Here is a 17,192-nt window from a genome sequence, read left to right on the forward strand (position 1 = left end):
ACCACGCATCAGCGCCGCTGTTCTTTCACGCGAGACACGATCTGCGTCGGGCTCACGAATTGTAGTGCGATCAGCACCCAGATCAACGTGATCGCCATATAGATCATCGCCATCGCATCGATCGATTGCGGCGCGCGCACGCCGGTCGAAAACACAGCGTAGTACAACGCGACCACCAGCGTTTGGGTGGCAGGACCGGCCGTAAAGAACGTCAGCTCGAACATGCCGATCGTACGCACCAGCACGAGCAACCCTGCGGCCAGCATACCCGGCACGAGCAGCGGCAGCAGCACGTAACGGAAGTAGCGCAACGTGTTCGCGCCGAAAATGCGCGCGGCCGCTTCGAGATTCGGATCGATCTGCTCGATGAACGGTGTCATCACCAGAATCACGAACGGCAGCGCCGGTACGAGGTTCGCAAGAATCACGCCCCATAGCGTGCCGGCGAGGCCGACCTTGTACATCACGGTCGCCATCGGAATGCCGTAGGTGACGGGCGGCACCATCAGCGGCAGCAGAAAGATCAGCATCGCAAGACGCTTGCCGCGGAATTGCACGCGCGCGAGCGCATACGCGGCAGGCACGCCGAGCAGCACCGACAGCAGCACGACCGCGCCGACCACCTGCACGGTCACCCACAGCACGCTCGCGAGCTGGAAGTCGCTCCACGCCTGTGCATACCAGTGCAGCGTGAAGCCTTGCGGCAACGCGGTGCCGAACCAGCGCGTCGCGATCGAATTCACCGCGACCGTCGCAATCAGCAGCACGACGTTGATCAGGAAAAACGCCATCACGGCCCACACCAGCACCTGCCAGATGCGGCCCGGCAGGTTCGCGCGCTGACGCGCGTGTTGCGCGGGCTCGCGGGCGCCATCGCCCGGCTGCGGCGCCGCGGATGCGGAAGCGGAGGTGGACGCGGGCCAGTCGGGCTGCGTCGCACGACGATCGGTCGTCATCAGCCTTTGCCTCCCGTAACGGGACCACGATAGAACCAGCGGCGCGCGCCGAGCAGCGCGGCGACCACCAGCAGTTGCACGAAGCCCATCACCATCGCGATCGCCGACGCGAGCGAATAGTCGTAGCTCTCGAATGCGGCTTCGGCCGCGGCAATCGACATCACGCGCGTCGGACCCGCGGGCGCGCCGAGCAGCACCGCCGACGGAAACACCGAGAACGCCTGCACGAACGACAGACACGCGGCCATCGTGAGCCCCGGCACGAGCAGCGGAAAATAAATGCGGCGAAACTGCTGCCACGGACTCGCGCCGAGCGTCGCCGCCGCGCTCGCGAGCGTCGGGTCGATGCCGGTCACGTACGACAGCGTCAACAGAAACGCGAACGGAAAGCCCGACACGATCAGCGACAGCAGCACGCCCGTGAAATTGTGCGTGAGCCGCACCTCTTGCGTGTACAGATGCAGCGCCTGCAATGCCTGCGGCAGCCAGCCGTGCGGACCGAAATACGTGAGCATGCCGTCGGCGATCAGCACGGTGCCGAGCGTCACCGGAATCACCAGCAGCGTCGTGACGATCTTCTGATAACGCGAGTAGCGGCGCAGTGCGAACGCGACCGGCACCGATACGCCGACGTTGATCAGCGTGGCCGGCACCGACAGCTTGAGCGTGACGAGGATCGTCGGCCACATCGACGTGTCGGTGAAGAACGTCAGATAGTTGGCCCATAGACCGCCGCCGTTCATCGGCCGGAACGACAGCGCGAGACCGTACGCGAACGGATAAATGAACAGCGCGACGATAAAGAGCAGCGCCGGCGCGACGAGCCAGGCCTTGGCATCGCGCGGCGCGCGGGGAGTAAGCGGGGGGACGAACGTCGGCGTGTTCATGCGGCCTCGGCATCGTAGACCAGCACGCACGACGGCCGCACGCGCAGCATGATGCGCTCGCCCTCCGCGCATTCACCGGTCACGCGCACCCACACGTCGCCGAACGCGGTCTTCACGCGCAGCAGCGAATCGTGGCCGCCGTATTCGACCGCGTCGATCAGCGCCTCGAACGCGTTGTCGGCGCCGGGCTCGGCGCGCTCCATGTCTTCGGGGCGCAGCGCGACGCTCACGCGCTTGCTGTCGAAGCCGGCCATCGCCGTGCCGATCAGCCGCACACCGTTCGCACTGACCACGACGCCCTCGCCTTGCATGCCCTCCAGCGTGAACTCGGCGACGTTGCGATAGCCCATGAAGCGCGCGACATGCAGATTGCGCGGCCGCGTATAGACCTCTTTCGGCGTCGCGACCTGCTGCACGACGCCCTCCCTCATCACGACGATGCGATCGGCCATCGACAGCGCTTCGTCCTGATCATGCGTCACGTACAGCGTCGCGCGTTCGAGCTGCGTATGGATGCGGCGAATCTCCGCGCGCATTTCGATGCGCAGTTTCGTATCGAGATTCGACAGCGGCTCGTCCATCAGGATCAGCGGCGGTTCGATGACGATCGCACGCGCGATCGCGACACGCTGCTGCTGGCCACCGGACAATTGGCCGGGCAGTTTCTGCTCATGCCCTGTCAGTTGCACCAGTTTCAAGGCCTCGCGTGCACGGCGCGCGATCTCGCTTTTGCCGACGCCGCGCATCTTCAGCCCGAAGCCGACGTTGTCGAGCACGCTCATGTGCGGGAACAGCGCGTAGTTCTGGAACACCATGCCGAAGCCGCGCTTTTCCGGCGGCAGCACGTCGATGCGCCGCTCGTCGAGCCAGATGCCGCCGCCGGTGAGCGGCTGCAATCCGGCGATGCAGTTCAGCGCCGTCGATTTGCCACAACCCGAAGGTCCCAGCAGCGCGATGAACTCGCCGCGCCGGATCGTCAGATCGAGACCCTGCAGCGCGGCGATCGCGTGACCTTGCGCGTTCGTGAAACTGCGGCTCACCGAGTCGAGCCGTAACTGCTCAAAGTGATGCTTCATACGGTTTCCTGATCCGCGTGAGACGACGGGTGTCGCAAGTGCCGCGCGTGCGGTGCGCGCGGCGCATCAGGCAGTTGAGCCGAGGCGCGCGTGGTCGCCGCAAACACGCAGCGCGGCGCTACCTCACGGCGCGCTGCGTTTCGCCTCGTTTTCCGCCGCAATGGTGAAGGCCTAGCGGGTCTTCTGCGCGCCGATGTCGGTATCCCACTTCCTGAAGGCTGCGACCATTGCCGCCGCATTCAGCGGTAACGCATGCGGACGATCGCTCAACATCTTCGCGTATTCCGGTCGGCCATACTTTTGCAGCACCTCCTGGCTATGCGCGGGCGCCTGCTCGAACGTGACGCCCTTGATCGCCGGGCCCGGGTAGAAGTAGCCGTCGTCGTAGGTCAATGCCTGCTGCGCGGGCTCCAGCATGAAGTTCATCATCTTGTACAGCACGTCCAGCTTTTCCTTCGGCACGCCCTTCGGAACCACCATGTAGTGCGCGTCGTTGACCCACGTCATGTTGTCGAACGGCTGTACGCGGAATTCGGCCGGCACGATGCCGAGCGCGCGCGGATTGATGTCCCATCCGGTCACGGTCACGGTCATGTCGCGCGTGCCTTCGCCCAGTTCCTTCATCACCGCCGAGGTGCCGCCCGGATAGTACGGAATGCAGTCGTTCAACTGCTTCAGGTACGCCCACGTCTTGTCCCAGCCGTGCACCGGGTCCTGCGGGTCCTTGTCGCCGAGCACATAGGGCAGGCCCATCAGGAACGTGCGGCCAGGACCGGAATTGGCCGGCCGCGCGTAGATCAGCTTGTCGGGGTGGGCCTTGCACCACTGCAGCAGTTGCTCGGGTGTCTTCGGCGGATCGCTGACCTTGGCCGGGTTGTATTCGAGCAGCGGGCCAGCCGGCATATACGCGACCTCGAGACCGTAGCCCTGTGCTAGATCCTGCATCTTGCGCGGGCCCGGCGCGTACTTGTCGAGCACACCGGGGAACTGCGCCGCGTTATCGGGCAGCAGCTTGATCCACAGGTTCTGTTCGATGCCGGCCGCGAGCGCGTCGGTGCCGGTCAATACGAGGTCGATGTCGGAGCGTCCCGCGGCCTGCATCGCCTTGATCTTGCCGGGCAATTGCGGCGACGGAGCGTTCGTGAACGTGATGTTCGCAATGAGATTCGGATTCTTCGCCTTGAACGCCTCGAAGCCCTTCTGCGTGAGTTGCAGATCGCCGGCCACGTCGACGATGTTGATCGTAACCGGATCGGCCGCGTGCGCGGCAAGAGCGAACGCCGCACTCGCGGCGATACAGACGGATACCAGCTTGAACGACAGCCTGTGCGAAACAGTCATTGCGTCTCCTCGCTTCTTGGTATGGAAGCCCGCTGGTCGATGTGTTGCATGCGGGCGGTATCTTTCTACCAAGGGAACATAGCGAAGCGTAACAGCCGATGTCAAGCAAATAGTCGAGAGCGCGAGGCCTGGTCAAAAGTGGCTCGATTGACGTGAAATCCATGCCGTTCAATGCCTGGTAACGCGAATTAAGGGCAAACCCCAGCATCCGCAGTGGCTGCAACACCTGTTGTCTGGTTAGCGGACAACTGCTCAACCCCCGCGCACGCCCTGCGTATTGACGAACAGCGAATACAAGCCGTGGCTCGCCGCCATGAACAGGCGGTTGCGATGCCGTCCGCCGAAGCAAACGTTCGCGCAACGCTCCGGTAGCGCGATATGGCCGAGCGGCTCGCCTTGCGCGGTGAAGACGCGCACGCCGTCGAGTTCGTCGGTGCCCATGCCCCAGCCGCACCACAGGTTGCCGTGTACGTCCACCCGAAAGCCGTCGGGCGTGCCCGGACCCGCGTCGATCAGCACGCGGTTGTTCGATACCGTCGTGCCTTTGCCATTGGCCTCGACATCGAATACGCGGATCTTGCGCGGCTCGCCGCGCGATTGGACCACGTACAGCAGCGACTCGTCCGGCGAAAACGCGAGACCGTTCGGGGCGAGCACGTCGTCGATGACCATCGACACCTCGCCCGACTGCCCGTCGATCCGATACACGCACGGCTTCAGTTCGGACTGCTGCTGCTCGCCCTCGTAGAAACCTTCGATGCCGAAGGTCGGGTCGGTAAACCAGATCGAGCCGTCCGATTTGACGACCACGTCGTTCGGCGAATTGAAGCGCTTGCCCTGATAGCGGTCGGCGAGCACGGTGATCGAGCCGTCGTACTCGGTGCGCGTCACACGCCGCGTCAGGTGCTCGCAACTGACGAGACGCCCTTCGCGATCGCGCGTATGGCCGTTCGCGTTGTTCGACGATTGACGGAACGTGCTGACCGCGCCCGTCGTTTCGTCCCAGCGCAGGATGCGGTCGTTCGGAATATCGCTCCACAGCAGATAGCGGCCGTCGCCGAACCACACCGGCCCCTCCGACCAGCGCGTGCCCTGATACAGGCATTCGACCGACGCCGATGCGATGATCAACGACTTGAAGCGCGGATCGAACACACGGATGGAAGGATCGGGATAGCGTCGGCTGTGTTCGGTCATGTGCTTGCCTGCGTGTCGGAGCGGTTCGATTGGGTGGGTGCGAACTCGCGCTCGAGAGCGAGCAGCGTGCACGCGGTCTGCGCGATCTTCGCATGATGCTCGCGCGGTGTCGAACTGAGTAGCGGCAGCAACGGCCCCATCTCGGCGAGGCCCGTGAACGTAATCGCGTCGTGCAGCACGCGGATCGGCGAGATGTCGTTACGCAGCGTTTCGAGCGGCATGAACGCATCGTACAAACGCTGGGCGGTGTCGTTGTCCGCGCTATCGGTGCCATCGGCGCTCCGGCCGCTTTGCACCGCGCGCAGCAACGCCATCACCATGTTCGGCGCGATGCAGCCGCTGCCGGTCGTCCACGCTGCCAGCCCGAACTCGCGCAGATGCACGAGCGCTGGCCGCTCGCCCATGCCCGATACGATCTTCGCGGCCGGCACGCATTGCAGCAGCCGGCGCAGATAGGGATCGTCGGCGGGATCTTCGCGCGGGATCGCGTATTTGACCGCGCTCAACGTGCCACGCTCGACGAGCCGCGCGAGCGCATCGACAGCCACGTAGTTTTCGCTCTTGATATACAAGGTGAGCGGCATGCCGGCCGTGTCGGCGATCCGCGTGAGGCCAGTCTCGACGCCCTCGGACGTCGTAACGCCGCCGAGCGGCAGCACCATCGCGGTGCGGTAACGCGTCTGCGCGAGGATGCGCGCCTGATCGAGCATCTTGCCGTAGTCGGGACCGAGCGCCGGAATCACGCGTGTCCCCGGACTCGCGGCTTCGGCGAGCAGGTCCAGTAGCTCGTGATATTCACTGACCGCGACGTGATAGAGGTTCGCGTTGCCGCCATACAGTAGCGTGCGTACGCCACCCGCTTCGATATGGCGGATCAGCGCGAGATTTCGAGCAGGGTCGAGCGTGTAGTCGGCGCGGCGCGCGAGCGGCGGCACGGCCATGACCGACGCGGCGAACTCGCCGTCGCGCAGCGGAGAATCGTTCATGATGGTTGAGGCGCAAACGTGCTGGGCGGAGGTTTCACGGTAGCATCGGCATCACAATGTTGTCAAACAACCTGCACATGGCGATCGCCCCAAGAGGCCGTCGGCGGCGAATTGCCCACGAACCGCCCAGAAATTTCCTTTTGTATAACAATGTGGCCGCAGCCCACACGGAAACGGCGCAGCGCTTCCTGGCAAGACCGAAGCGACGGGAAAATAACCCGCCTTCCCAAATAATCGAATAAATGCGAATTAATTCCGAAGCACGAAAGAAATAATGCTGTCAATGAAACACATTAAAATGCGGTAGCCTGATGCCGATTAGCCGCATTTCTCGCCCGAGACCCGGGCGGGTTAAAAATCTATTTCAATCAGCATAATAATAGGCAACACCGCCCTTGCTATCACATGGCTGCTATCGTTTACCCCGCGGAGCAGCAGCGCATTGCTTTCGAGTTTTTAGTGATAGATTATGCGGACCAAAAGAGCGGACCGAAGTTTGTCTGCCAATAACCGCGAATGGGATGTTTGCGAGCCTGAGAGAGCCAAAAATTGTCGCTACACTTTATCGAGCAGATGGCACCGCTACTGGACGCCGCCGACGAGGCGGAATGGTTCGGCGTGATTGCGGGCCTCGCCGAAACGTGGGGCTTCGACAGGATACTGGTCGCGATGCTGCCGCGGCCCACCATGCGTCTCGAGGACGCTTACCTGCGCAGCACTTACGCGCCGGCATGGCGGCAGACCTATGACGAACAGGGCATGGTGCATATCGACCCGACGGTCGCGCACTGCCTGTCACGCTCCGCGCCGCTCATCTGGACGCCAGAGATTTTCGCCACCCCGCCACAGCAAGCCCTGTACGAGGAAGCCTGCTCGTACGGCTTGGGTGCGGGCGTGACGCTGCCGATTCACGGGCCGAATCAGGAAGCCGGCATGATGTGCTTCGTCAATGACGACAAGCCGTCGGACGGGTTCAGGCGCCATGTGAACGCCGCGTTGCCGAACCTCGTGCTGTTGCGCGACCTGGTGATCGACACCAGCAAACAGCATCTGGATTCGCATGCGCAGAGCTTGATGCCGAAGCTGACTCCGCGCGAGCGCGAATGTCTGAAATGGACCGCGCGCGGCAAATCCACGTGGGAGATATCCCACATCCTAAGTTGCTCGGAAGCCGTGGTGAACTTCCACATGAAAAACATCAGGGCGAAATTCGGCGTGAATTCACGGCGCGCGGCCGCCGTGATCGCGGCCCAGCTTGGGCTTATTGACCCGGGTTGAGCAGCGCGGCCGCGTCGCGGCTGTACATCACGCGCTCGGCGCGACCCAGATCGGCGTCCGACACGGTTTTCATGAAGTAAAGGCCAAGCAGGATCGACACCGGCGCCGGGATCTCCGCACCCGACTCGAAGCGGCTGCCGCGCGACTGCGTGACGCCGAAGCGAGCCCAGAAACGACGCTGGCTCTCCTTTTTCTTCTTCCGGTAGGCAATGATCAGAACACGATCCACTGCCGAAGAGACCTCCGAGGGACGCGCCTGGAGGTGGGTTTGCGGTTGCCAGTGATTGTCGAGGAGTTCCATTTTGGACCCTTGTAGGTTGGGGGCGGATACGTGTGTGAATTTTGCGATACCCGATAAGCATCCACACCTATCCAGGTAGGTAGGTGGCGCAAAGATTCAGAATGCATAAGTTTTCCTGCGTATGTGGCAGCCCCAACACGCACAGGAGAACGTCATGCAAACCACGATCCGTATTGGACTCCGGCAGGAATTCGACAACGAACTGATCAACGAGATGTACCGGCTGCGCGCCCGGGTCTTTCACGGCCGGCTCGGCTGGGAAATTCCGACCATCGCGGGAATGGAGATAGACGGCTACGACGCGCTCGGGCCGTACTACATGCTGATTCAGGGCGAAGACGAACGGTTGCGCGGCTGTTGGCGACTGATGCCGACCGAAGGTCCGAACATGCTGAAAGACACCTTCCCGCAACTGCTGCATGGCGCCGCCGCGCCGGTCGGCCGACACATCTGGGAACTGAGCCGCTGGGCGATCGAAACCAGCGGGGAGGAACAGTCTTTTGGTTTCACGGATATGACAATTCGCGCGATTCAGGAGGTGATGCGCTTCGCGCAGCGCATGGGCATCACGCATTACGTCACGGTGACTACCACGCCGATCGAGCGCATGCTGCGCCGTGCCGGGCTCGATATCAGCCGGCTCGGGCCGCCGCTGCAGATCGGCGTCGAACGGGCCGTCGCGCTCGACGTCGCGGTAAGCGCGAAAACGCTGACCTCGCTGTTCGGGCCGGTCGCCGACGCGGCTTGAGCCGCGCCGGAGCGTGGCCGCACCGAAATCTCGACACCTTCACCCGCGCGCGCGGACTCAGGAACCGAACATCCGTTCCAGCGCGTTCTCGAGATGCGCGCGCATCGCGGCGCCCGCAGCCGCCGAGTCCTTGCGGCGGATCGCGTCGAGCACCGCCATGTGCTCGGCCTGCACCACCCGCTGCCGCTCCACCGTTTTGACCAGCGACAGATTGCGCGACAGGTTCATGCTGAACAGGATCTGTTCCTCGATGAACGACATCACCGTGATGAAAAACGGATTCTTCGACGCCCGCGCGACCGCCTGGTGGAACAGGAAGTCGTCCTTCGCGCCGATGCCCTTCGCCTCGATGATGCGCTCCAGCTCGTCCCACGCATGCTGGATCGCGGCGATGTCCTGGGCGTCGGCCTTCAACGCTGCCTGCGCGGCCGCGCCCGCCTCGGTCACGATGCGAAACTCATAGCAGCGGCGGATATCGGACAGCGTTTCGAGCGGCGCGAAGCGGCGCACGTCCGGGTCGGGGCGCCGCGCGACGGTCGTGCCAGAGCCGTGCCGCGTCGAGATGATGCCGTCGGCCCGCAATCGCGCGAGCGCTTCGCGCACGGTCGGCCGGGACGTGGCGAAACGCTCCGCCAGCGCGTGCTCGGTCGGCAACCGCTCGCCTTCCTTGTACTCGCCTTCGAGGATGCGGTTGAGAATGTCGCCGTAGATCTGGTCGGGTAAGCCCTTGGTTTTTCGATCGTTCATCAGCGGACTGGCCAGCTTGTCTGAATATGGCCTGATTGTAAGGCCAACCTTGTTCCAGCTTCAGCAAACTTATGCGGTTTGTAAGCATGCAAGGCCACTCGCGCGCTGCCGCGCCCGCCATTTCGTCCGCGCCGGGTCTGAATATTTGGCAAATGTTTGATTTACATCCTGGTCGAGTGCATCTTTTCCGGCAATCATCTAATCTTCATTGGTATAAAAGATCAATAAACCCTGCCGCGGCTGGCAATGTGGCAGACGCTTTTTTGACGTGGAGCCGATATGTACAAACGCATCCTTGTAGCGGTCGACGGCAGCAATACCTCGCGCCGTGCGTTCGAAGCGGCGCTCGAACTCGCCAAGTCGAATGGCGCTGTGCTGCGGCCGTTTTATGTCGTCGAAAATACGCCGATGTACTTCGAGGCGCCCGGCTACGACCCGTCGATCCTGCGCAACCGGCTGATCGAGGAAGGCCAGGAGCTGCGTGCCGAGTTTTCGAAAGTGATGGTCGAGCAAGGTGTGAAAGGCGACCCGGGGGTTTCCGAGGCTTCGTCGCTCGGCGATGTCGCCGAGATCGTGCTGCACGCCGCCGCCGAATTCAACGCCGACCTGCTCGTGATGGGCACGCACGGCCGGCGTGGCTTCCAGCGGCTGATTCTCGGCAGCGTCGCCGAACGCTGCGTGCGCCAGGCCACGCTGCCGGTTCTGCTGGTACCGTCCGCCGCGGGCGCCGATAAGCAACCCGTCTGACACGGTCATCATGCGCAAGTCGGTGAGCCACGACGCCGACATCGGCCGCGGCGGCTCACCTTCCCACCTTCGTCGGGGCAGCACCGTCGCCAGGAAAGCGAAGCAGCGAACGCGTCACTTTGCCACCTGTTGAGGGTCATAACGGGTGGGACAATTTCACCACCACCAATAATCAATCGCGCGCAGAACATGCTGAATCCTACCGCTGTGCCCCGTTCCTCGACCCGCTCCGCCGGCTCTGCCGCGAGCGGCAGCCGCGAGTCCATGGCGGGACGCGCCACCGCACGCACCGCCGCGCGCTGCTCCAGTTGTTCGATGCGTCAGATCTGCATGCCGCAGGGGCTATCCGCGGACGAGCTGCCGAAGCTCGAAACGCTGATCTGCTCGGCGCGCTCGGTGCTGCGCGGCGAAGCGCTGTATCGCAGCGGCGACCGCTTCGACAGCATCTACGCGCTGCGTTCCGGCTCGATGAAGACCGTGATGGTCCACCGCGACGGCCGCGAGCAGGTCACCGGCCTGCGTCTTGCGGGCGAGCCGCTCGGGCTCGACGGCATCAGCGCGGACATCCATGCGTGCAGCGCCGTCGCGCTGGAAGACAGCACGGTGTGCATCGTTCCATACAGTGCGCTGAAGCAGCTATGTCGCGAGATCGGTTCGATCCAGGAGCGCATGCACAAGCTGCTGGGTGCGCAGATCGTCAGCGAGGCCGCGCAGATGATGGTGCTCGGCTCTCTGTCCGCCGACGAACGCGTCGCCGCCTTCCTGCTGGACGTGTCGCAGCGCAATGCGCAGCGCGGCTACTCGTGGTCGGAATTCAACCTGCGCATGACGCGCGAGGACATGGGCAGCTACCTCGGCATGACGCTCGAAACGGTCAGCCGCACGCTGTCAAGATTTCAAAAGCGTGGCCTGATCGACACGCGGGGCAAGCATATTCACATCGTCGATCTCGAAGGCTTGCGGCAGGTCTGAGCGGCTCCGCGGGGCTGAACGGTCGCTCGGTTCGTCTTGGCACGCGGTCTGCGAGGGGGTAAAGTTTTCAGACCGCCACCCACGGCAACCGTGTTGCATGGAGACCCGGCCCCAATGAATCGCGACCCTGCCCCGCACCATCCGCTCGTGCAGCGCCTGCACGACGCGCGTCAAGTCACCGATGACCTGTTTGCAATCGTCAAACCCGCCTACCTCTATGAACGGCCGATCCGCGAGCGTCACCGTGTCGTGTTCTATATCGGCCATCTCGAAGCGTTCGATCGCAATCTGTTCGACCAACGTCTGTTCGATCTGCCGGCTTTCGCACCGCAACTCGACCAGCTGTTCGCATTCGGCATCGATCCGGTAGACGGCGGCTTTCCCACCGATCAGCCCAGCGATTGGCCGTCGCTCGACGCCGTGCGCGAGTATGCGATGCGCGCGCGCCGCCAGATCGACGCCGCGCTCGACGAACTCGGCAACCCGGTGGGCGATGAAGCGGCCGTGCAGTTGCTGAACGTCGCGATCGAGCATCGGTTGATGCACGCGGAAACGCTCGCGTACATGCTTCATCAGTTGCCGCTCGCGCAGAAAAACACCGCATTGCGCGAACCGGTGGTGACACGCACGGAGCGGCGCGACGGGTTGTCGTCGATGGTCCGCGTGCCCGCCGGCACGACCGTGCTCGGCATGCCGCGCGAGGCCGGCCGTTTCGGCTGGGACAATGAATTCGGCGAGATGGGCGTGGAGGTGCCCGCGTTCGAGATCGATCGATACATGGTCACGAACGGTGCGTTCCTCGAGTTCCTCGAAGACGGCGGTTATCGCGAGCCGAAGTGGTGGTCGCCGAAAGACTGGGCGTGGAAGGAAGCGGAGTGCATCGAGCATCCGGCCGGCTGGTCGCAACGCACATTGGAAAACGGCCGCACCGCATGGACGCTGCGCACGATGTTCGACGACGTGCCGTTGCCGCTCGACTGGCCCGTCTACGTGAGCCAGGCCGAAGCGAGCGCCTACGCGCGCTGGGCCGGCAAAGCCCTGCCAACGGAGGCGCAATGGCAACGCGCGGCGCACGGCGCGCCGCGCGCGGCATCGGGAAATTTCGATTTCCGCAGCTGGGACCCACGGCCCGTCGATGCGCATCCGGACAACGTCAGCGCGTTCGGTGCGGAAGGTCAGTTCGGCAACGGTTGGGAATGGACCTCGACGCTATTCGAAGCGCTGCCGGGGTTCGAAGCGTTTCCGTTCTATCCAGGCTATTCGGCCAACTTCTTCGATGGACAGCATTACGTGCTGAAGGGCGGTTCGGCGCGTACCGCGCTGTGCATGCTGCGGCCGGAATTTCGCAACTGGTTTCAGCCGCACTATCAGTATGTGTATGCGGGGTTTCGGTGTGTGCGGGGGTGACAAATAAAGCGGAAGTTGAAAACAAAATTCAGCTTCCGCTCACTGACGGTGGTAAATTTTCGCCCCGCTTCATCGAGCTGGTGCTTCGGAAAGCGCAGCTTCCTGGCGAAACGCAGATGAGACCGCCAGCGCTCGCCCTCCCTCTTCTCTTGTCGGCTCTGACTCAATTGCTCGACAACGTCTGGCAGTTTCCGGCAAAAGACGCTCGCTTGCACGCCCATTCGATCAGCAAGCTGACCCAGCCTGGTATCAGGCTCTCTTCTCATAGTTCTGCTAACTGCACGCCGCAACTGTTCTTCGTCCCGTTTCTGTTTGTCTGAGTTGAAATACCGGGCAAATACAATGGGCTCGCCGCGTTGCCGCGATACCCCGACGGGTCCGCGGCAACGTTATTGAACAGCGCGTTTGCCGCTTCGCTGGCGGGTTTTCTTCGACGCTGAGTCCGGCACGATCCGCGCCATCTTCTCCATCAACTCGTCGTGCTCCGCGCGCAGCACTTCGATAAACGCCGACGCCAGCCGCTCGCGCGGCCGGTGCGGCGGAAACAGCAAATACATCGGGAACATGACCGCCGGCGAGAACGGCCGGATCGCGATGTCCGGCCCGGCGAAGTCAAGCGCCACGCCCGGATGCGCTAGTGTCACGCCCATGCCGCAGCGCACCAGCTCGCAACAGATCGCCGTGTATTGCGCCTCGATCGCCAGCTTGCGTTCGACGCCCGCACGCAGGAACACCTCGTCCATCTGCGCGCGCGTGCCATCGCCGTGACACAGCGAGATAAACGACTCGCCCTCGAGATCAGCGGGCCTGATCACAGCTTTTGAAGCAAGCCGGTGCACTGCCGGCATCACGCAGACGGCGGCCACCGTCGACAGCATCTCAACTTCGCAATTCGACGCCTCGCTGATGTACACCGCCACGCCCAGATCGCAGAACTGCGACGCCGTCCAGTGATTCACCGTGCCCGACGTGTTGACGTGCAGCGACACGGTCACACCGGGATGCAGCGCCTGAAAACGCTTGATCGCATGCGGCACGAGCGTGAGGCCCGCTGAAGGCATCGCCGCGATGCGCAGACGCCCACTGCCCAGATTGCGAATCTGCGCGGCGGCGTTCGCGAGCCCCTGCAAGCCGACATATGCGCGCTCCACCTCGCGGAAAAACGCCGTGCCCTCGCTGGTCGGGATCAGCCTAACGCCGCTGCGCTGAAACAGCAGCAAGCCCGTCTCCCGTTCGAGCTGCGAGATCAGACGGCTCACGTTCGGTTGCGACGTGAAGAGCGCTTTGGCCGCCGCCGTCATCGACCCGGCGACCATCACCGCACGAAATGCCTCAACATGTTTCAGGTTCATCGGTTTCAACCCATATCAACTATGTATAGATTGCTATTTTGTTCGTATTGGACCATATGACCATTGCGGCACAGACTGTGATGTATGGACACGCCACCAGAGCGTCCATTCCCACACTGACCGGAGATCGCCGTCATGCAAGAATCGCTGCGCCGCCGTTGCCGTTCTACGCTCCACGCTTTCGCCTCCGCACTGTCCGTCGTCTGTCTGACCGCTCCGTTGCACGGCCACGCCGAAACTACGCTGTATGTCGCGAACGTCGGTGGCTCGAACGAGCAGTTGTACCGGCAGAAAGTCATTCCGCCGTTCGAAAAAGCGCATGACGTGAAGATCGTCTATGTGGCGGGCAATTCGAGCGATACGCTCGCGAAGCTGCAGGCGCAGAAAGGGCATCAGCAGATCAACGTCGCGGTGATGGACGACGGCCCCATGTATCAGGCGATGCAGCTCGGCCTGTGCGCGAAGGTCGAAGATGCGCCCGTGATGAAAGACCTCTACCCGCTCGCGCGGCTCGGCCCGACGGCCGTCGGGGTCGGTATGGTCGCGACGGGCATCGGCTACAACGAAGAGGCGTTCAGAAAGCTCGGCCTGCCCGCGCCCGATTCATGGCAGGCGCTCACCGACAAGCGCCTGAAGGGCAAGCTCGGCGTGCCGCCCATCACCAACACGTATGGACTGCATACACTCGTGATGCTCGCGCGCCTGAACGGCGGCAGCGAAAAGAATATCGACCCCGGCTTCAACACGATGACGAAGCAGGTCGCACCCGACGTGCTGTCGTGGGCGCCGACGCCCGGCGAAATGGACGGCCTGATGCAGGCGGGCGACGTCATCATGGCGCCGTATGGCAGCGGTCGCGCCGTCGCGTTGCAAAACACGGGCTTTCCGCTCAAGTTCGTGTATCCGAAGGAAGGGGGCGTCGCGCTGCAGGTAGCGGCCTGCGCGCTGGCCGAGAACGCACAGCCAAAGCTGTCGCAGGAGTTCATCCAGTATCTGCTGAGCCCCGAAGTGCAGGCAATGCAGGCGCAAGCAATCGGACTTGGCCCCGTCAACAAAACGGTCAAGCTGACGCCCGAGGTCGCGGCGCGCGTGCCGTATGGTCCGGAACAGGTGAACAAGCTCACGGCGATGGACTGGACCACGATCAACCAGCATCGCACGGAATGGACAGAGCGCTGGAACCGCTCGGTCGAACGCTGAGCGGCGCAACCGCTTCATAGCCGCTTCACAGTTCCTACGTCCCGACTCCGCACAGGACCGACGCCATGACCTTTCTCACTCTGCAGGGCATCTCGAAGCGCTACGGCCATTTCACTGCGGTCGAGCAGTTCGATCTGTCCGTCGAACGCGGCGAGTTCCTGTCGCTGCTCGGGCCGTCCGGCTGCGGCAAGACGACCACGCTGCAGATGATCGCCGGCTTCGTCACGCCGAGCGCGGGCCGCATCACGCTCGGCGGACGCGACATCACGCACGAGCGCCCCGAAAAGCGCGGCATGGGCGTCGTGTTTCAGAGCTATGCGCTGTTTCCGCATATGACGGTCGCGGGCAACGTCGGCTTCGGTCTCGAAATGCGCAACATGAAGCGCGACGAGCGCGCGGTGCGCATCGCCGAAGCGCTCGATCTTGTGCGGCTCAACGGCCTGGACGCGCGTTATCCGAAGGAACTGTCGGGCGGACAGCGCCAGCGCGTCGCGATTGCGCGGGCGCTGGCGATGCGCCCCAACCTGCTGCTGCTCGACGAGCCGATGTCGAATCTCGATGCGAAGCTGCGCGAGGAAATGCACATCGAACTGCGCGCGATCCAGAAGCGCCTCGGCATTACGACGATCCTCGTCACGCACGATCAGGTCGAAACGATGACGATGAGCGACCGCATCGCCGTGCTGCACAAGGGGCGCATCGCGCAACTGAGCACGCCGTTCGATGCCTACGAACGTCCCGCAACGCCGTTCGCATCGACCTTTCTGGGGCGTACCAACACGCTGCCTGGCGAAGTGCGGGAGCGTAATCCGCGCTGCGCCGTCGTGGATGTGGCGGGCACGACGCTGCACGTGCCGCACGAAGGGCGCGATGTCGAAGGCGCAGTGCACGTCTACATTCGCCCGGAGAAAGTACGCCTTGCGAATGGCGACGCGCGCATGCACGGACGTATTGCGAACCGCGTGTTCATCGGTAACCAGTGGCTGCTCGAAGTCGATACGGCGCTCGGCAAACTTCATATCGCGCAGCCGAACTTCGGCGCGCCGCCGCCCGACGAAGGCCACGAAGTCGGACTCTCGTTCACCGACGACGATCTGCGCGTGCTGACCCGGGAGCGTGCTCATGGCAACGCTTGACGATTCACGCGCGGGCGCCGCGCCCTGGCTGCTCGCTTCGCCGGCGCTGCTGCTGTTCGGCGCGCTGCTGTTCGTGCCGCTCGTGCTGACGCTGCTGCTGTCGTTTCGCGTGTTCAGCGATGTCGCCGGCGTACAGGCCGCGTACACGCTGAAAAACTACGTCGAAGTGCTGAGCGATCCGTACTACGGCGAAATCTTTTTGCGCACGGTGAGTCTCGCGCTCGCCGTGACGCTGCTGAGTGTACTGCTCGGCGTGCCGGAAACCATCGTGCTCGCGCGGATGAAGCGGCCCTGGCAGTCGCTGTGTCTGCTGATCGTGCTCGGCCCGTTGCTGATTTCCGTCGTGGTGCGCACGCTCGGCTGGCAGATTCTGCTTGGCAATAACGGCGTGCTCAATAACGCACTGCAAGCCTTTCACATCACCTCCGAGCCGATCCGCCTCGTCTTCACGATGACGGGCATGATCATCGCGCTCACGCATGTGCTAGTGCCGTTCATGGTGATGTCGGTGTGGGCGACGCTGCAAAAGCTCGATCCGCAGGTCGAATGGGCGGGGCTGTCGATGGGCGGTTCGCCGTTGCGCGTGTTCCGCCGCGTGGTGCTGCCGCAGATCATGCCCGGTGTGCTGTCGGGTTCGATCATCGTGTTCGCTCTGTCGGCGTCGGCGTTCGCGACGCCTGCGCTGATCGGCGGGCGCCGTCTGAAAGTGGTCGCCACCGCCGCCTACGACGAATTCCTCGGCACACTGAATTGGCCGCTCGGCGCGAGCATCGCCGTGTTGCTGCTCATTGCGAACGTCGCGATCGTGATGGGCTGCAGCCGTCTCGCCGAGCGCCGTTTCAAGCATATTTTCGAGTGACG

Annotated in this window: 18 protein-coding genes; 9 read left to right on the forward strand and 9 right to left on the reverse strand. The window is 63.3% G+C overall.

From position 1 onward, the window contains the following. Nucleotides 1-8 precede the first annotated feature (8 nt). The 6 genes from AB3X86_RS25335 to AB3X86_RS25360 form a co-directional block, all read right to left on the reverse strand. The gene (locus AB3X86_RS25335) at nucleotides 9-956 is read right to left on the reverse strand and encodes an ABC transporter permease (RefSeq protein WP_368598146.1); all 948 of its coding nucleotides are present in this window, start codon (nucleotides 954-956) and stop codon (nucleotides 9-11) included. Continuing rightward, on the reverse strand, nucleotides 956-1,843 hold the full coding sequence (locus AB3X86_RS25340; RefSeq protein WP_368598147.1) for an ABC transporter permease: 888 nt from the start codon (nucleotides 1,841-1,843) through the stop codon (nucleotides 956-958). Before AB3X86_RS25340 ends, AB3X86_RS25335 begins: the two co-directional genes overlap by 1 nt. Continuing rightward, nucleotides 1,840-2,919, reverse strand: a complete 1,080-nt coding sequence (locus AB3X86_RS25345; protein ID WP_368598148.1) for an ABC transporter ATP-binding protein — start codon at nucleotides 2,917-2,919, stop codon at nucleotides 1,840-1,842. The genes AB3X86_RS25340 and AB3X86_RS25345 overlap by 4 nt, the downstream gene beginning before the upstream one ends. Before the next feature lie 171 nt (nucleotides 2,920-3,090). After that, a complete protein-coding gene (locus AB3X86_RS25350; protein ID WP_368598149.1) occupies nucleotides 3,091-4,260 on the reverse strand; it encodes an ABC transporter substrate-binding protein in 1,170 nt (389 codons plus the stop codon). A 252-nt stretch (nucleotides 4,261-4,512) separates the two neighbouring features. Further along, the gene (locus AB3X86_RS25355; RefSeq protein ID WP_176125456.1) at nucleotides 4,513-5,457 is read right to left on the reverse strand and encodes an SMP-30/gluconolactonase/LRE family protein; all 945 of its coding nucleotides are present in this window, start codon (nucleotides 5,455-5,457) and stop codon (nucleotides 4,513-4,515) included. Beyond that, nucleotides 5,454-6,443 (reverse strand): dihydrodipicolinate synthase family protein, encoded by a 990-nt coding sequence (locus AB3X86_RS25360; protein WP_368598150.1) that lies wholly within the window; start codon nucleotides 6,441-6,443, stop codon nucleotides 5,454-5,456. Before AB3X86_RS25360 ends, AB3X86_RS25355 begins: the two co-directional genes overlap by 4 nt. 573 nt (nucleotides 6,444-7,016) lie before the next feature. Here AB3X86_RS25360 and AB3X86_RS25365 point away from each other — a divergent pair. Beyond that, nucleotides 7,017-7,721, forward strand: coding sequence for a LuxR family transcriptional regulator (locus AB3X86_RS25365; RefSeq protein WP_368598151.1), 705 nt, complete (start codon nucleotides 7,017-7,019; stop codon nucleotides 7,719-7,721). Here the strand turns inward: AB3X86_RS25365 and AB3X86_RS25370 are convergent. After that, on the reverse strand, nucleotides 7,705-8,022 hold the full coding sequence (locus AB3X86_RS25370) for a hypothetical protein (RefSeq protein WP_013092374.1): 318 nt from the start codon (nucleotides 8,020-8,022) through the stop codon (nucleotides 7,705-7,707). The genes AB3X86_RS25365 and AB3X86_RS25370 overlap by 17 nt on opposite strands. A gap of 154 nt (nucleotides 8,023-8,176) precedes the next feature. Here AB3X86_RS25370 and AB3X86_RS25375 point away from each other — a divergent pair, with 154 nt between their 5' ends. After that, entirely contained in the window at nucleotides 8,177-8,770 is a 594-nt protein-coding gene (locus AB3X86_RS25375) for an acyl-homoserine-lactone synthase (protein WP_368598152.1), read from the forward strand. Between the two features lie 57 nt (nucleotides 8,771-8,827). Here AB3X86_RS25375 and AB3X86_RS25380 read toward each other — a convergent pair whose 3' ends face one another. Beyond that, nucleotides 8,828-9,517 (reverse strand): FadR/GntR family transcriptional regulator, encoded by a 690-nt coding sequence (locus tag AB3X86_RS25380; RefSeq protein ID WP_176384951.1) that lies wholly within the window; start codon nucleotides 9,515-9,517, stop codon nucleotides 8,828-8,830. Between the two features lie 279 nt (nucleotides 9,518-9,796). Here AB3X86_RS25380 and AB3X86_RS25385 point away from each other — a divergent pair, with 279 nt between their 5' ends. The 4 genes from AB3X86_RS25385 to AB3X86_RS25400 all read left to right on the forward strand — a co-directional run bounded on the left by AB3X86_RS25385 (nucleotide 9,797) and on the right by AB3X86_RS25400 (nucleotide 12,963). Next, entirely contained in the window at nucleotides 9,797-10,264 is a 468-nt protein-coding gene (locus tag AB3X86_RS25385; protein ID WP_368598153.1) for a universal stress protein, read from the forward strand. Nucleotides 10,265-10,579: 315 nt separating this feature from the next. Continuing rightward, on the forward strand, nucleotides 10,580-11,236 hold the full coding sequence (locus AB3X86_RS25390; protein WP_368598182.1) for a helix-turn-helix domain-containing protein: 657 nt from the start codon (nucleotides 10,580-10,582) through the stop codon (nucleotides 11,234-11,236). 114 nt (nucleotides 11,237-11,350) lie between these two features. Continuing rightward, nucleotides 11,351-12,643: an SUMF1/EgtB/PvdO family nonheme iron enzyme gene (locus tag AB3X86_RS25395; protein ID WP_368598154.1), complete on the forward strand. Its 1,293-nt coding sequence runs from the start codon at nucleotides 11,351-11,353 to the stop codon at nucleotides 12,641-12,643. Next, the gene (locus AB3X86_RS25400; RefSeq protein ID WP_368598155.1) at nucleotides 12,640-12,963 is read left to right on the forward strand and encodes a hypothetical protein; all 324 of its coding nucleotides are present in this window, start codon (nucleotides 12,640-12,642) and stop codon (nucleotides 12,961-12,963) included. The genes AB3X86_RS25395 and AB3X86_RS25400 overlap by 4 nt, the downstream gene beginning before the upstream one ends. Before the next feature lie 69 nt (nucleotides 12,964-13,032). Here the strand turns inward: AB3X86_RS25400 and AB3X86_RS25405 are convergent, their stop codons facing one another. Further along, a complete protein-coding gene (locus tag AB3X86_RS25405) occupies nucleotides 13,033-13,995 on the reverse strand; it encodes a LysR substrate-binding domain-containing protein (RefSeq protein WP_176366852.1) in 963 nt (320 codons plus the stop codon). Nucleotides 13,996-14,130: 135 nt separating this feature from the next. Here AB3X86_RS25405 and AB3X86_RS25410 point away from each other — a divergent pair, with 135 nt between their 5' ends. The 3 genes from AB3X86_RS25410 to AB3X86_RS25420 all read left to right on the forward strand — a co-directional run bounded on the left by AB3X86_RS25410 (nucleotide 14,131) and on the right by AB3X86_RS25420 (nucleotide 17,190). Next, entirely contained in the window at nucleotides 14,131-15,195 is a 1,065-nt protein-coding gene (locus AB3X86_RS25410) for an ABC transporter substrate-binding protein (protein ID WP_368598156.1), read from the forward strand. A gap of 65 nt (nucleotides 15,196-15,260) precedes the next feature. Beyond that, the gene (locus AB3X86_RS25415) at nucleotides 15,261-16,331 is read left to right on the forward strand and encodes an ABC transporter ATP-binding protein (protein ID WP_368598157.1); all 1,071 of its coding nucleotides are present in this window, start codon (nucleotides 15,261-15,263) and stop codon (nucleotides 16,329-16,331) included. After that, nucleotides 16,318-17,190 carry an ABC transporter permease gene (locus AB3X86_RS25420; RefSeq protein ID WP_176123666.1) on the forward strand — a complete coding sequence of 291 codons (873 nt, stop codon included), beginning with the start codon at nucleotides 16,318-16,320 and terminating at the stop codon, nucleotides 17,188-17,190. Before AB3X86_RS25415 ends, AB3X86_RS25420 begins: the two co-directional genes overlap by 14 nt. Nucleotides 17,191-17,192: the final 2 nt, after the last annotated feature.

Source organism: Paraburkholderia sp. BR14374 (genome assembly GCF_040948685.1).
GTDB classification, from domain to species: domain Bacteria; phylum Pseudomonadota; class Gammaproteobacteria; order Burkholderiales; family Burkholderiaceae; genus Paraburkholderia; species Paraburkholderia youngii.